General features: G+C 36.4%; 14 protein-coding genes and 1 pseudogene. 8 read left to right on the top strand and 7 right to left on the bottom strand.

Features of this window, described 5'->3' with window-relative positions:
• Positions 1-17 precede the first annotated feature (17 nt).
• The gene (locus MKL38_RS01285; protein ID WP_004642440.1) at positions 18-1634 is read left to right on the top strand and encodes a purine-cytosine permease family protein; all 1617 of its coding nucleotides are present in this window, start codon (positions 18-20) and stop codon (positions 1632-1634) included.
• A gap of 58 nt (positions 1635-1692) precedes the next feature.
• Here MKL38_RS01285 and MKL38_RS01280 read toward each other — a convergent pair whose 3' ends face one another.
• Positions 1693-2148, bottom strand: coding sequence for an Lrp/AsnC family transcriptional regulator (locus MKL38_RS01280; protein WP_000376211.1), 456 nt, complete (start codon positions 2146-2148; stop codon positions 1693-1695).
• A 157-nt stretch (positions 2149-2305) separates the two neighbouring features.
• On the opposite strand from MKL38_RS01280, the gene MKL38_RS01275 reads away from it, so the two are divergent.
• On the top strand, positions 2306-2917 hold the full coding sequence (locus MKL38_RS01275) for a LysE family translocator (RefSeq protein ID WP_270902273.1): 612 nt from the start codon (positions 2306-2308) through the stop codon (positions 2915-2917).
• Between the two features lie 65 nt (positions 2918-2982).
• On the opposite strand, the gene MKL38_RS01270 is transcribed toward MKL38_RS01275, so the two are convergent.
• Positions 2983-3594 carry a LexA family protein gene (locus MKL38_RS01270; RefSeq protein ID WP_005041445.1) on the bottom strand — a complete coding sequence of 204 codons (612 nt, stop codon included), beginning with the start codon at positions 3592-3594 and terminating at the stop codon, positions 2983-2985.
• A gap of 287 nt (positions 3595-3881) precedes the next feature.
• Between MKL38_RS01270 and MKL38_RS01265 the strand changes: the two genes are divergently transcribed.
• Positions 3882-4115: a hypothetical protein gene (locus tag MKL38_RS01265; RefSeq protein WP_003651181.1), complete on the top strand. Its 234-nt coding sequence runs from the start codon at positions 3882-3884 to the stop codon at positions 4113-4115.
• A gap of 182 nt (positions 4116-4297) precedes the next feature.
• Here MKL38_RS01265 and katE read toward each other — a convergent pair whose 3' ends face one another.
• On the bottom strand, positions 4298-6442 hold the full coding sequence (katE, locus tag MKL38_RS01260; protein ID WP_270902272.1) for a catalase HPII: 2145 nt from the start codon (positions 6440-6442) through the stop codon (positions 4298-4300).
• A gap of 49 nt (positions 6443-6491) precedes the next feature.
• A complete protein-coding gene (locus MKL38_RS01255; protein WP_270902271.1) occupies positions 6492-7904 on the bottom strand; it encodes an iron-containing redox enzyme family protein in 1413 nt (470 codons plus the stop codon).
• A 307-nt stretch (positions 7905-8211) separates the two neighbouring features.
• Between MKL38_RS01255 and MKL38_RS01250 the strand changes: the two are divergent.
• The 3 genes and pseudogenes from MKL38_RS01250 to MKL38_RS01240 all read left to right on the top strand — a co-directional run bounded on the left by MKL38_RS01250 (position 8212) and on the right by MKL38_RS01240 (position 9617).
• Positions 8212-8672: pseudogene (locus MKL38_RS01250) on the top strand (CinA family protein).
• 281 nt (positions 8673-8953) lie between these two features.
• Positions 8954-9184, top strand: coding sequence for a hypothetical protein (locus tag MKL38_RS01245; RefSeq protein WP_045436254.1), 231 nt, complete (start codon positions 8954-8956; stop codon positions 9182-9184).
• A 115-nt stretch (positions 9185-9299) separates the two neighbouring features.
• Positions 9300-9617, top strand: a complete 318-nt coding sequence (locus MKL38_RS01240; RefSeq protein ID WP_005041460.1) for a hypothetical protein — start codon at positions 9300-9302, stop codon at positions 9615-9617.
• 98 nt (positions 9618-9715) lie between these two features.
• Here MKL38_RS01240 and MKL38_RS01235 read toward each other — a convergent pair whose 3' ends face one another.
• On the bottom strand, positions 9716-10144 hold the full coding sequence (locus MKL38_RS01235; RefSeq protein ID WP_045436251.1) for a hypothetical protein: 429 nt from the start codon (positions 10142-10144) through the stop codon (positions 9716-9718).
• 266 nt (positions 10145-10410) lie between these two features.
• Positions 10411-10554 (bottom strand): hypothetical protein, encoded by a 144-nt coding sequence (locus tag MKL38_RS01230; RefSeq protein WP_170834025.1) that lies wholly within the window; start codon positions 10552-10554, stop codon positions 10411-10413.
• A 904-nt stretch (positions 10555-11458) separates the two neighbouring features.
• Between MKL38_RS01230 and MKL38_RS01225 the strand changes: the two genes are divergently transcribed.
• Entirely contained in the window at positions 11459-11761 is a 303-nt protein-coding gene (locus tag MKL38_RS01225; protein ID WP_005041466.1) for a hypothetical protein, read from the top strand.
• On the opposite strand, the gene MKL38_RS01220 is transcribed toward MKL38_RS01225, so the two are convergent.
• On the bottom strand, positions 11754-12659 hold the full coding sequence (locus MKL38_RS01220) for a LysR family transcriptional regulator (protein ID WP_270902270.1): 906 nt from the start codon (positions 12657-12659) through the stop codon (positions 11754-11756). The two genes, MKL38_RS01225 and MKL38_RS01220, sit on opposite strands and share 8 nt — an antisense overlap.
• A gap of 110 nt (positions 12660-12769) precedes the next feature.
• On the opposite strand from MKL38_RS01220, the gene MKL38_RS01215 reads away from it, so the two are divergent.
• Positions 12770-14008, top strand: coding sequence for an SGNH/GDSL hydrolase family protein (locus MKL38_RS01215; protein ID WP_270902269.1), 1239 nt, complete (start codon positions 12770-12772; stop codon positions 14006-14008).
• Positions 14009-14031: the final 23 nt, after the last annotated feature.

Genomic DNA, 14031 nt, shown 5'->3' with positions numbered 1-14031 from the left:
ATTGGGAGATTGATGTTATGAGTGTATCTGAACATCCAAATCTGGACACTGTGCAAGGTACAGATTCACAAAAAGCAGTGAATGAAACCTTAGAAGATTATACTTTACGTTATGCTCCACATAGCTTTCGGCGCTGGAGCCCCAAAGTTGTTGCTATTACTGCACTTGGTGGTATTGCCTATCTTGCTGACTTTTCTATTGGCGCCAGTATTGGTATGTCTTATGGAACAACCAATGCGGTTTTCTCCATTTTATTTGCAGCAATTATTATCTTCTTAACTGGAATTCCTTTAGCCTACTACGCGGCACGTTATAACATCGACCTTGACTTGATTACCCGTGGCGCAGGTTTCGGTTATATCGGCTCAGTCCTCACCAGTATCATTTTCGCCAGTTTCACATTTATTTTCTTTGCCCTTGAAGGTTCAATCATGGCGCAAGGCTTATTACTCGGTTTAGGTATTCCGCTTTGGGCAGGCTACCTCATCTCGACCGTTATGGTGATTCCGCTGGTGATTTACGGCATGAAAGCCTTAAGTAAATTACAAGTATGGACAACTCCGCTTTGGCTCATTCTCATGATTGGTCCTGTGGCCTATCTGATTTACCAAGAACCAACTTTAGTCAGCCAATTTGCTACTTTTACAGGCAAAGAAGGTTTTGCAACTGTAGATATGGCAGCCATCATGTTAGGTGCTGGTATATGCCTATCTTTGATTATGCAAATCGGTGAGCAAATTGACTACTTGCGCTTCATGCCTGCTAAAACAAAAGAAAATAGTAAAGCATGGTGGGCAGCCGTAATTTCAGCAGGTCCAGGTTGGGTAATTTTAGGGGCAATCAAACAAATTATTGGAGCATTTTTAGGTTTCTACTTATTAACAAAATTACCGGGTGTAAACAGTACTGAGCCTGTTCAACAATTTAATGCAGCGTTTCATGACATGCTTCCGGGCTGGGCTGCTCTAACACTTGCGGTTATTTTGGTGGTCATTTCTCAAATTAAAATTAACGTGACCAATGCTTACTCTGGTTCCCTTGCTTGGACAAGTGCCTACACTCGTATTAGCAAACATTATCCGGGCCGTATTGTCTTTGTGATGGTGAACTTGGCAATTGCCCTTGCCTTAATGGAAGGCAACATGTTTGCAGTACTCGGTAAAATCTTAGGGTTCTATTCAAACTTTGCGATTGCGTGGGTTGTGGTCGTTGCAACAGATATTTCAATCAACAAATATGTTTTAAAGCTTTCACCAAAAGAACCAGAATATCGTCGTGACATGCTATACAACGTAAATCCTGTGGGTATGGTTGCGTTCCTTGTATCAGCAGGACTATCGATTGCCGCATTCTTCGGATTACTTGGTAGCTTCTTGGCTCCTTACTCACCGCTTATCGCGCTTGTACTTGCCTTTGTATTAACACCAATCATGGGTTTATTAACCAAAGGAAAATACTACATCAAGTCACATGATGACGGCATTAAAGAACCACGTTTTGACGCTGAAGGTACACCAGTTGCAACAGTTTACCACTGCCGTGTATGTGAAGAAGGTTACGAGCGTCCAGATATTATGTTCTCTCATAAACATAACGGTACGATCTGCTCTTTGTGTAAAACACTAGATACCTAAACATCCTTAAGACTAAAAAAGAAGCTTTTTAAAGCTTCTTTTTTTATATCTAATGATTTTAGCCAATCGGAAATAAACGTTCAGGTACGACATCTTTCATCACAATGGTTGAGATGAGCCGTTGCACACTTGGAATAGCCGATAATTTTTCATCATATAGCCGCTGAAAAGCGGGTAAATCTTTTGCTACCACGTGCAGCAAATAATCTGGCTCACCAAATAAGCGCTGGGCCTGAATGATTTGCGGAATATCAATTACGGCATTTTCAAACTTCTCAACTGCCTGCTTATCACCTTCTTTAAGCGTAATAAAAACAATCGCTGAAAACTCAAAACCTACTAAATTCGGATCGAGTTCTGCCCGATAGCCTTTGATGGCTCCTGACTCTTCTAAAGCCTTCACTCGTCGATGACATGGTGAAATGCTTAAGCCTACTTTTTCTGCCAATTCAGTAATAGATAATCGGCCATTTAATTGCAATTCAGCAAGAATCTTTTTATCTGTGCGATCCATTTAGAAAAATTTACCCCAAATGAGTGTGATATGAGCAAACATTTAAAAGCACATTCTAAATACATGAGCATATTATTTTCAACAAGTTCGAATGAATAGGAATTTTTTCTAAAACACCGAACGAAACCTTTGGAAAATAGTTTGCCGAGATAAGCATATGGCTTTTAACATTTTTATTGCATTTTGGAGTGTCTCCATTCTTTTTATTATTACTCCAGGGGCAGATTGGGCGTATGCCATCTCGGCAGGAATTAAAGGCAAAGTCGTCGTACCTGCCGTTGCAGGTATGCTATTGGGGCACTTTATTACGATTTTATTGGTCGCGGCTGGTGTTGGTCTGCTTGTAGCAAATAACCCGACGGCTCTAATGATTCTGACTGTTGCTGGTTCTGCTTATTTATTATGGATGGGAATAAATTTATTACTTACCCCTCCTACTCCAAATCAGTCTGAGTCTGAAAAAGCGCAATCATGGTTGAACTGGGCAACAAAAGGCGTTTATGTGAGTGGCTTAAACCCGAAAGTTTTTTTACTCTTTTTAGCCTTGCTTCCTCAATTTATTGACACCACTGCTTCATGGTCGGTGACGACGCAAATTGTTGCTTTTGGTGTTGTCCACATGATTAGCTGTGCCATTATTTACTTAATGGTAGGTTATGGTTCACAAGCTATTCTAAAAAGCAGACCACAGGCAGCACGCTTAGTAGGACGGTTTTCAGGTGGTCTTATGGTAATTATCGCTACATGTTTATTGATTGGGCAAATTTAAAAATATTACTTGGCTTAGAGTTACTGGTCCCTATTTTGGATCAGTAACTAAAGCAAAGTAACGCCTTATCTCATTCGTTTGAGGTTATAAGTCACGACTCCCCAAATAACCAGTTCTTGCCCTTCTTCAATATAAATATTCTGATAATCAGAGTTTTCAGCTTTTAGCCAAATTTTAGGTGGGTGGTAATTATTATCAATCATTAAGCGCTTAACAGTGAAATCATTGTCAATAAGCGCAATTACGATATCCCCAGATTTAGCGGGAAGACTACGGTCCACAATAAGTGGATCATCAATATCAATTCCAGCGTCTAGCATTGACAAAGAATTTGCTTTGACAATAAACGTGGCATTTTCATTTCTAATTAAATATTCATTTAAATCGAGTGCTTGCTCAATATCATCTTGCGCTGGCGAAGGAAAACCCGCAGCAACACGTTCGGTAGCTAAAGGAATATGGTAAATTTTATCGTTGTTTGCATGAACCTGTTGAACCTTCAATTTTGAGCTAAAATCTGTCCGGTTGTCGGTTTTGACATTATTCAGTAACCAATTTTTGATAAAGTTCACTTGAGACTCAGGAACACGAATCACTTTTGTGGGTTCATTGAACTGTGCTTTACGACCAGCATTTTCACGGGCACCGCCATGCTCAAACTCGTTTTTCTTTGACATCTCGCCTCCATTTCACCGTTCAAATCCTACACAGACAATGTAACTTGAAAAAGTTACATTTTCAAGTTGACGAAATATTTTTTTTGCATAACAATAAATCCCATGATCAGATTTTAATCCATTTTGCTTTTAACAGGGATGTTTAAATCAAAATGGCAATTTGAAGAAAATCAAAACCTATTATGGGATAGTCCTGATTACTGACTGTTTTATGATTTTTATCAAATGAGATTCTGAACATTTAACATTCTGGTTAAATTCAGTTTTTTGGTATGGAGACATGCGAAATGAAAAATCAACGTGATGCAGTTTTAGGTTATGCAAATGAGCAACATGCTTACTATATCCGTCTCATTGAAAATGATGCGGTATTAGGCGAAAGCTATGGAATTTTCTGTGAAAATCCGGAAAGTGAAGCAGCAGAAAGTATTATGACCACCCTATTTTTAAAAAAATCTTTTTGGTTAAACGGTTCTGAATATCTTGATATTGTAAAAGGGCTACAACCTCTCCCCCAATAAAATATTAAAACAAAGGAGGCTAAACCTCCTTTGTTTTAAAGCGCGATGCTTAAGACGTAAACCGTCCAGAGGCACCGCGTTTCTGATCTCGAGAGTTTTATCCACGGTCATCATAATCATCGTCACGACTGCGGCCACGATATAAAAAAGCCCTGAAAGTTTTAACCTTCAGGACTTTTACTTTAAGCTGGAACGTGCTGAGCTATTTTCTCTCGCGACCAAACGCGATGAGCTTTAAGCAAGTTTTTAAGCTTCTCTGAAATATGCTTAAATTCATCTTCTATTAGTGTTCCTTCATCTGCAACCAAATTAAGTGGTTCAAGTAGGTCAGATTTATTACCTAAAAAGACGACTGGTTTTAAATGTTTATAGGCTTCTAATATGTAATGACGAGTTACCCCATCTTGTATCACCGCATTTAAATTATCACCATCGGGAATAATCACCGCATCATAAGCAATTGATGGTTCTGCCATTTGCATACCATCAGCCGCAATAACTTTGTCTTGATGATCTTTAACTGGTGCTAAACTCGGTGCTAATAAATGCACAATAGCCCCTTCCTTAATTGCCCAGTTTTTAATGGTTTCTAATGCATCAGACTTCACCAGATTATGGATGAGTACGGCTATTTTTCGGCCTTTAATATCGGCTGGCGGGAAAGCGAGCATGGATAACTTAGCCGATTTTTCAACAGTTTGAGGTTTAAAATCGAGGCTAAGATCAGGTACTTCTATTCCTAGATTTGCTCCCACTTGACGTGCTAAATCAAGGTCGATATTCGCCAAAATTTGTTGGACCTGACGTTCACGAATATGTTTTCTTTTTACCTTACTGAGCTCAAAGGTATACGCATCGACCACATGTTTTTGCTCATGAGGTGCAAGGCTCTTGTAGTAAAGACGCGGCTGAGAAAAATGATCTGAAAAAGATTCACTTCTTTCACGAATCTTTTGACCACTCACTCTTTCATAGTAACTTTCAAATCCACCATTTTCTGCCGCTGGAGGTGTTTCAACTGGCCAGTTCCCATCAATTGAATTGGGTTGATAAGAAGCTTGTCCTTTATGAATGGTATGCTGATGAATACCATCGCGTTGATTGTTATGGAATGGGCATACAGGTTTATTAATCGGTATTTGATGGAAATTCGGTCCGCCTAAACGACTTAACTGTGTATCGGTATATGAAAATAGTCGTGCCTGTAATAGTGGATCATTCGTAAAATCAATACCCGGTACAATATGCCCCGGACAGAAAGCAACCTGCTCTGTTTCAGCAAAGAAATTATCAACATTTCGATTTAAAACAAAACGGCCAATAGGTGTGACAGGAACTAATTCTTCAGGAATAATTTTTGTTGGGTCAAGTAAGTCGAAATCGAACTTCATTTCATCTTCTTCTGCGACAATTTGCACCCCTAATTCCCATTCAGGATATACGCCTTGCTCAATGGCTTCGTAAAGATCTCGACGATGGAAATCAGGATCTTTACCTGCAAGTTTTTGTGCCTCATCCCAAACCAGAGCACTTAAGCCTTGTTTAGGGGTCCAGTGAAACTTAACAAAATGAGCTTTACCTTCAGCATTAATTAAACGGAAGGTGTGCACACCAAAGCCTTGAATTGAACGTAAATTACGAGGAATAGCACGATCAGACATGGCCCAAATCACAGCATGTGCTGACTCTGGTACTAAAGACACAAAGTCCCAAAATGTATCATGGGCGCTCCCTCCCGTAGGCATTTCAGTATCTGGTTCAGGTTTTACCGCATGTACAAAATCAGGGAACTTAATACCATCTTGCACAAAGAAAACTGGAGCATTATTGCCGACCAAATCGAAGTTGCCTTCTTGCGTGTAAAATTTAATAGCAAATCCACGTATATCACGAACGGTGTCGGCTGAACCACGTGGCCCTTGTACGGTCGAGAAACGTACAAAAATTGGAGTCTGAATAGATGGGTCCGTCAAAAAACCTGCTTTCGTTAGACGCTCATTTCCTTCATAAGCTTGAAAATAACCGTGAGATCCTACGCCACGAGCATGCACAATACGCTCTGGAATTCGTTCATGGTCAAAATGGGTAATCTTTTCTCGTAAGATAAAATCTTCTAATAACGTTGATCCGCGCGTTCCTGCTTTTAGACTATTTTGGTTATCAGCAATTTTAACCCCCTGATTTGTGGTTAAAGCCTGATTTGTAGCATCATCTCTTACTGTGTCTAACTGTTCAGTTTTTTGAGTAGTATTGGCTTTGTTTGCCTCATCAGCGCCAGCCATTTCACTTGTTTTATTTGTTAATTTAACGTTATCAGTCATGTTCATTACCTATGTTTTAAAGTTAAACCTTGGGTGAAGTAGAAAAATTAAAGAACTAATTTTTGTTAAAGGAACTTAAATATGGAAAAAGAAGCTCGACATATTTGCGCGTGCTCCAAAGTCCAATACTCTTATGGTGTGAGTCGGGTGCTAAAAATGGGGTTAATTTGCATATTTTTATAGCAAGATCATGCGACTGACGTATGCGTTCTTGCAAAGCATCAAGTTCGCCATCAGAGATATAGCTAAATAGATAGTCTTGAATACGCTGGCTGCTGTTGAGTACCTTGCTGTAAGTCAAGAAATTAGAAGAATGGTCATCTCCTGCAATCCAATCATGAATGATCTGGCGCTCTACAGGAGTAAACACTCCAAACATTTTTCCATTCTCATCATTAATTAATCTCCAAAAAATACTTTGTTCAGGATTGCTATTAAATTTAATCCATTTATGGTCGATTAAATGCGATACCAGCCCTTCAACATCGTCTGGGTTAGATAACCATTGATTAATCGTTTTGCACCCAAATTCTCTGGTTTCGTTATGAATTAATTGCCCTACGAGCGCCTTTCTTTTTAAAATTTTAAGAACAAAATCTTCAAGATTTAAATTTTTTATAATGCTAGAAGAGCCTACGCCATGATTGTTTAGCGCAAAACCACGTTTTAATTTAGTAAGAAAAAGTTCTTTATCTTTGTATTTATCAAAAATATTTTCGATAACTTTGATTGCTTTATTTGCATGCCCATTATCAATGTTGTCAATGGTGATGTGCAGATTGAAATACTTAGAATCGATGCCCAGTTCAGCTAGTTCGTAATTGGTAATCAATAGATGAAGAGGCAGCTGTTCATAGCCCAGATTAAAACCAATAATCTCGGGAATAAACTCAGCTGGAGCATAACCCAGAGCCAACTGAACCACGGCATGATGATAGTATTCATCTTCTAAAAGCAGATCAAAACTATCGATTCCCAAACTACGTAGTAAATCATCATAAATACATACGTGGTTTGCTTTCGGTTCACCTAACCCGAGTTCTTCCAAATACGTAATAATTAGTTCATGAAAAACTGGATCATTCCAGTAGTGAACACAACTATATAGCCATGCACCATCTACTTTTTTTGTAGGAGAGACTTTAATTAAAAATTCAAATGCTTGACTGACATTTTTGAAATACTCTCTCTCACTACCCGCTTGCCGACGATTTAAATAAGCCTGAAATACCTCACAATTTTCTTTATTATTTTTCTGACACCATTCTTTAATCGTATTTATATTTGAAGGGAAATCAATTTCTATCTGATCTACCTTTTCTATTTCATGTGCAAGAAAATCTCTTGCTTTTTTTTCTTTCTCAAAACTAGAAATATCAGGATCAAGGAAAAAAACAAATAATTCGTAATAGTTCTGTTGATTATCTTGTAATAGGTCTAATAATCTTTCTTTCACTACAACAGGCATTTCTATTCTCCTTTTGTGAGATATAAAATACCATACTTTACTCACCATATTATCCCAGCTTATCTTTGTTATATTGCGTTATTAAAAACAATTATTTCCGTATAAATCCCTTCAAATTCAAATGTGTAACACCTAACACAAAATTACATTCTCATCTTTAGAATAACTTAACTGGCTATTTTTATAAAAAAATATAAAATTTAAATTACATTATAGTTACCTTTAAAATCATAAAGATTAAAAAATTAACATAAAGCAATTAAAAATAATTCTATAAATAACTTAAAAACATAGCCAAGGATAGAAAATGTTTAACTCATGTTGCAAATTATTAGCAGAAGAAAAAATTAAAATTGCATTTTTTGAAAGTGCTTCTGCGGGCTATTTAGCTTACCGCTTTTCTTTAAGCCTCTATTCTGGCGATATTTTTATTGGAAGCTTAGTCAGCTATGACTTACGGGTTAAAGAAAATACCCTTCATATTTCTTCATAACTTATTGAAAAATATACACCTAAATCCATGCAAGTCACTGTAGAGATGATCAAAAAAGGGAAAAACCTTATAAAAGCAGATCTTTATGTTGCTTGTACGGGATTATTAAAAAAGGCGGGTCAGAAACAAAAGAAAAACCAGTAGGCACCTTCTTTTATTCTATTTTTTATAATTTCCGTCGTATATTTAAGGGTTTTCCTTATTTTAAACTTAGACAACTTGTTTATTACATTACTCAAGATATAGAATTCATAATATTAGATAATAAAAAATAGGACCTCACTAATAAAAAAATAACAAATACACATTTAGAAATAATCATTGTGTTTCTTTAACACCAATGTACTTAAATGTAATTTTATCCATCTTCATATTAATTATGTTTATCAATAAAATCTTCATTATATAAAAATCAAGGTTTTAGTTAGTTTCTAAAGTTACAGTTAAATATAGGGTAACACCCTCAGACTACACATTTAAAATTTTCATGTTTAAATAAACCTATCTGAAGCTCTCAGATAAAACACACATCATAAATGATATGAGGTAATTAAAGATGAGCACTACTAATAATCAAAGCAATCAACCTAATAATCAGCAGCAACAACAGCAGCAAAATGACAACCGTAATAACCAGCAACAGCCAAATGGCAATCAACAGCAAAAAGATCAACAGCAACAAAACAATCAGCAACAACAGCAAAATGACAACCGCCGCCCACAACAAGGCTCTAATCAAAAAGATCCAAGCCAACAAAACCCAAATAACAATAATCAGCAACGTTAATTCATTGCCGATTTAATTGTTATTTGATGCGGTCATTCATTTTATTTAGGAAGGTGCACTCACCTTCCTAAATTCAACATAAGCATAAAATTTAATAATAGATGAGGAAAAACTGATGACAGATCAAAATAGCGATCACGCACGACTGCCAGCTGGCGACCATAACTATTCTGATACCTATTGGCGCGAAAGTTACGTTACTCGTCCTTATTATCAAGAAGCTCAACTTACTACTCCAGATCTAGATTATGATCGAGATTTCTCGACAGCCTATGAGTTAGGTCATCGTGCCCGCACCGAATCTGAAGAAGGTGCTCAATTTGAAGATGTCGAAGGTAGCCTTCAACAAAAATGGGAAGAGCTGAAAGCTGAATCCCGCTTAAAATGGGAACATGCTAAACAGGCAATTAAAGATGCATGGAACGATAGATAGTATTTGTAATGTAGTATCTTCTATTTATTTATTAATTTAAAAATATGAGCTTATTTCCTATTGGCCCCTGGAAATAAGCTCTTTTTATAGCATCTTATTTAATTATCTTTTTTCTTAAAATATTCAATAATTTCTTCACCGTTATTTACTGGATGTTGCACTGAACGATAATTTTCTTCGTAATCATATGAAGATAAAGTAACCTTAGCTCGGATTGGCGGTAATTTTTCTTGTCCACCCGTGGTAATCCGTTCAATAAAACTCGCAAGCCACAATACAAATTCTTGAGTATTCTTACTCTGCGGAATAATACTTAAATCCAATTTAATTTTAGATTCCTGTAGAGGTTTAATCAGTAATTCAGCAAAATCAATATAATTATATAAAAGCTTAAGCTTTGTCCCCTTCAGCTCATGTCTGAGTTCAATCATCAAATTGTTAAGATCTTCCATATGATCATCTGTAAAGCCTTTTTTTTCTTTAACATTTTGATATATTTTCTCAGCTATTCTTAAGTACTGGGGCATATCCTTACCTTTATAAAACTGTCATGACTACAATGAATTTAGGATGAATATAAGTAATTTATTGTGTTTATTTTATTAATTTTTTGAAACTATAACTCATTATAGAAACACTTCAGTAACAACAAATTTATAGAAAGATAATAACTTACTAATTTATTGATTAATTTTATATTTTCATATAATTATCATTTTTATTATGTTACATATTTTATAGAAAATAACGATAAGAAAACTCACCTAAAAATGAGTTTTCTTAGAAAAAATAGTTATGAGTTTTTATCCATTTTGTGAGGGGTTGTGGGGTCATTAACGCCATGAGTTCCGTCATCTCTTGAATTTCTATCTTGGCAAGCGCTCATACCCATTGCAATTGCAACGACCATGCTAACTGCACAAAAAACTCTTAACATTGAAGTCACCCTTATTAATTTTAAGATGTCGGCTTATGAATAGCATTATCTTCTGTTGGCCTACCACTGTGGTTCTCTTAACTTTTGTAGATTATGCAAGCTTTTGTAAAAATCTAAATTAAATAAATGATTAAAAAATACCATTCTTGCAATTGATATTTTAATTAAATTTTGGCATTAGCTAATTATTTAAGATTGCCATATTCATAAAACTAAAATTGCTCATCCTTTATGAGTTTGTGTCTTATTAAGCCAATGATTGCAAACAATATATAAATAAACAATTAATAAATCTTTGATATATAAACATTAAAACTCAATTATAGAAATTAGGTTTACTAATTATTCAATTGTTTAAATTCTAAATAACTTGTTATTTTATTAATGAAAATTTAAAAATATTAATATTTGTTTATATAAACCAATCTTTTATTTTTGCAATTGACCCGCTTTAAGGCTCAGCTTATGATGCTCCGGCTGACCTATTTTGTCAGTCGGTTTTAGCAGATCGTCTACCTAAGTGCACTAAAAACAAGTTTTTTGGTGTGGAGCCCCTCGTGCCTTTGACGGAGGAACGGGAGTGGGACACCTTCGGGTGTGCTGGTTTCTTAGGTATCAGTCTGCTAACCCCCTTTCGTTTCACCACCATAATTAATAGCAGTGATTGGGCACAACTTCTTTTATCAAGGAGTCTCTAATGACTATTATTTTATATCATTTTATTTTTATTACTCTTCATTATCTTATTGTTCAGCTTAAAACACGTTTAAAGAATTCTTCCCATCTTTTTACCTATCCCTACTTTTATCTTTTTAGGGAAAAGATCTCACTATTTAACGCCAGTTAAAGATGAACGCATCTATAAGCATAACTTAACGATAACAACAACCAACGAAGAGCAATAATGATGTTTTTTTCATATCGTATTGTTTTAGTGTGCACTCTATTAATAATTTCTATAAGTTTATTAGGGTGCAGACCTATCAGTAAAAATGAATTCAATACACATTGTGTGTGGTCAGGCCATGCGCTCTCACAATGCAATTGTATTTATAACGCTTTAGAAGAACATTATTCGCCACAATTTGTAGAAGATCTAGAAAAAGTAAGCTTACAAAATATTGATGCGAACATGAACTTTGTGGAAACAATGAATGAAACAATTCACCAGTGTCAGTTAAGTGCAAGAAAAGACCCAATTAACTGATATTTGCATGTTCCACCAAGAAATCTAGAAAGACTCTTACACGTTTAGGAACGTATTTATCATGCCCGATCCAGACAGCATGAAATTCTTCAGAAGCATTAACATTCCAGTCTTCAAGAATTTTAACTAACTGCTTTTGTTCTAGCGCTTTTCGAACTTGAAACTCATTGAGTTGTGCAATGCCTGCATCGGCAAGTGCTAACTGCAAAATCGCTTCCCCATGATTTACTCTTAAAACCTGAGTAGATACGAGCGTGATTTCTTGATTCTCTTTTTTAAATAACCATGTCTTATTCTGGCGTTGATAGCTGACGTCTAAAAGCTGATGTTCAGATAGTTCATCTGGATGCTGTGGACAACCACACTGTGTAATATATGCAGGTGAGCAGACATAATGTTTACGAGTGCTCCCCAATGAGCGAGCCACCAAATTTGAGCTTTTTAAAGGTCCAGTTCGAATCGCGACATCAATTCTTTGTTCAACTAAATTAATGACTTCATCACTTAAATGAGCCTCTAATTCAATTTGTGGATAGCGTTGATTAAATAAAGAAATACACGGCACCAAAAAATGGGTCCAATATGAAAAACTGGTATGTATTCTGATTCGGCCTTTAGGTGTGTGATTTGCAGTAACAGATTGTTCCAGTTCATCTAGCTCACTGAGTATTTGAAGACCTTGCTCATAGAACTGACAGCCTTCACTTGTGAGCTGAAACTGGCGTGTTGAACGATTCAGTAACCGGACTCCTAGTCGTTTTTCGAGCCGAGCAATTAATTTACTGACAGCAGACGGCGTCATGTCGCATGCTCTCGCTACTGCTGAAAAACTTCCTAATTCGACCACTCGAATAAAAATTGCCAGCTCGCCAGATCGATTAATATCAAAATATGACATAACGAAATCTATTTATGAATCTAATTCACAAATCTTATTCCGCTTAGACCGCTATAACAAGCCACTAATTTGTTTCAAGATGACTCTAATTCGTTTTAAGGATTCATGAGATGAAACTTTATAAATCTACCCTTTTCTCTTTAGTTTTATTGTCTACCGTAACGCAAGCAGAAGTACAAAAAAGCCAATGGATCACCAGTTGGTCTGCCAGCCCACAAAAGGTTTGGAATAAGGATTTTATTTTTCCAACCCATATTCCAGAGCAAATATCCGATCAAACGATCAGACAAGTTAGTCAAATTAGTTTAGGTGGTGAAGCAGTTCGACTCGTTTTCACCAATCAATATGGCGAACAGCCGCTTTACATTGATAAAACCACCGTAGGCTTAATTAATTCAAAAAGTCTTAAGTCTAAGAGTGCTTATCCTGTTTACTTTTCGGGTAAGCTCAAAGCACAAATTTTACCGGGTAAACAATTGATTAGTGACCCAATTCATCTCTTTGTTCCTGATCATGCACAATTAATGGTAAATAGTTTTATTCAAAAACCAACGACATTTAAAACTTTTCATTGGGATGCTAAACAAACCAGTTGGCTGATTACGGGTAACCAGACCACAAATTTAAATATTCCGACCAATGCCAAAACAACCACTGCAAGATTATTACTCTCTGCGATAGAGGTAAAACCAAAACATAAAGCCCATGTTGTTGCGGTTATTGGAGACTCAATTACTGATGGAGCAACTGCAACTCTAGATGCAAACACGAGATGGACCGACTTTTTAGCTAAGCGTTTATCGCCACATCAAGTAGCGGTGATTAATAGCGGAATTTCTGGAAATCGACTACTCACAGACGGTATGGGCGACAGTGCTTTAGAACGCTTGAAAAAAGAAGTATTCCAATATTCTGGGGTGAAAACGTTAATTGTTCTGGTGGGTATTAATGATATTTCATGGCCAGGTACAGCTTTTGCTCCTAAACAAGAAATACCGTCTTTTGAAGCATTAACTCAAGGTTATAAACGTGTCGTAGATGAAGCACATAAACAAGGCATTCAAGTGATTGGGGCAACCTTACCTCCATTTTCGGGTGCTTTACCCAATACCCCTTTAGATAACTACTACCAACCGAACAAAGATCAATTACGGAAAAAAATTAATGATTGGATAAGAACCAGTCAGACATTTGATGGAGTACTTGATCTTGATCAAGGTTTAAAAGATTCAAAACATCCCGAACGATTAAACCCGATTTATGACTCAGGTGATCATTTACATCCCAATGATCGCGGTAATCAACAAATGGCAAATCTGGTTCATTTAAACCAGTTACTCAAAAAATAAATGTGGGTACAGGTAGGAATTTT

Source organism: Acinetobacter sp. AOR14_HL, assembly GCF_027855175.1.
Classification (GTDB): domain Bacteria; phylum Pseudomonadota; class Gammaproteobacteria; order Pseudomonadales; family Moraxellaceae; genus Acinetobacter; species Acinetobacter calcoaceticus.
This window is presented reverse-complemented; position numbering and strand designations above follow the sequence as displayed.

Bases quoted from the DNA above. Each gene is read 5' to 3' on its own strand.
- MKL38_RS01285 (WP_004642440.1), top strand. From the start codon at position 18: ATGAGTGTATCTGAACATCCAAATCTGGACACTGTGCAAGGTACAGAT.
- MKL38_RS01280 (WP_000376211.1), bottom strand. From the start codon at position 2,148: ATGGATCGCACAGATAAAAAGATTCTTGCTGAATTGCAATTAAATGGC.
- MKL38_RS01275 (WP_270902273.1), top strand. From the start codon at position 2,306: ATGGCTTTTAACATTTTTATTGCATTTTGGAGTGTCTCCATTCTTTTT.
- MKL38_RS01270 (WP_005041445.1), bottom strand. From the start codon at position 3,594: ATGTCAAAGAAAAACGAGTTTGAGCATGGCGGTGCCCGTGAAAATGCT.
- MKL38_RS01265 (WP_003651181.1), top strand. From the start codon at position 3,882: ATGAAAAATCAACGTGATGCAGTTTTAGGTTATGCAAATGAGCAACAT.
- katE (WP_270902272.1), bottom strand. From the start codon at position 6,442: ATGAACATGACTGATAACGTTAAATTAACAAATAAAACAAGTGAAATG.
- MKL38_RS01255 (WP_270902271.1), bottom strand. From the start codon at position 7,904: ATGCCTGTTGTAGTGAAAGAAAGATTATTAGACCTATTACAAGATAAT.
- MKL38_RS01245 (WP_045436254.1), top strand. From the start codon at position 8,954: ATGAGCACTACTAATAATCAAAGCAATCAACCTAATAATCAGCAGCAA.
- MKL38_RS01240 (WP_005041460.1), top strand. From the start codon at position 9,300: ATGACAGATCAAAATAGCGATCACGCACGACTGCCAGCTGGCGACCAT.
- MKL38_RS01235 (WP_045436251.1), bottom strand. From the start codon at position 10,144: ATGCCCCAGTACTTAAGAATAGCTGAGAAAATATATCAAAATGTTAAA.
- MKL38_RS01230 (WP_170834025.1), bottom strand. From the start codon at position 10,554: ATGTTAAGAGTTTTTTGTGCAGTTAGCATGGTCGTTGCAATTGCAATG.
- MKL38_RS01225 (WP_005041466.1), top strand. From the start codon at position 11,459: ATGATGTTTTTTTCATATCGTATTGTTTTAGTGTGCACTCTATTAATA.
- MKL38_RS01220 (WP_270902270.1), bottom strand. From the start codon at position 12,659: ATGTCATATTTTGATATTAATCGATCTGGCGAGCTGGCAATTTTTATT.
- MKL38_RS01215 (WP_270902269.1), top strand. From the start codon at position 12,770: ATGAAACTTTATAAATCTACCCTTTTCTCTTTAGTTTTATTGTCTACC.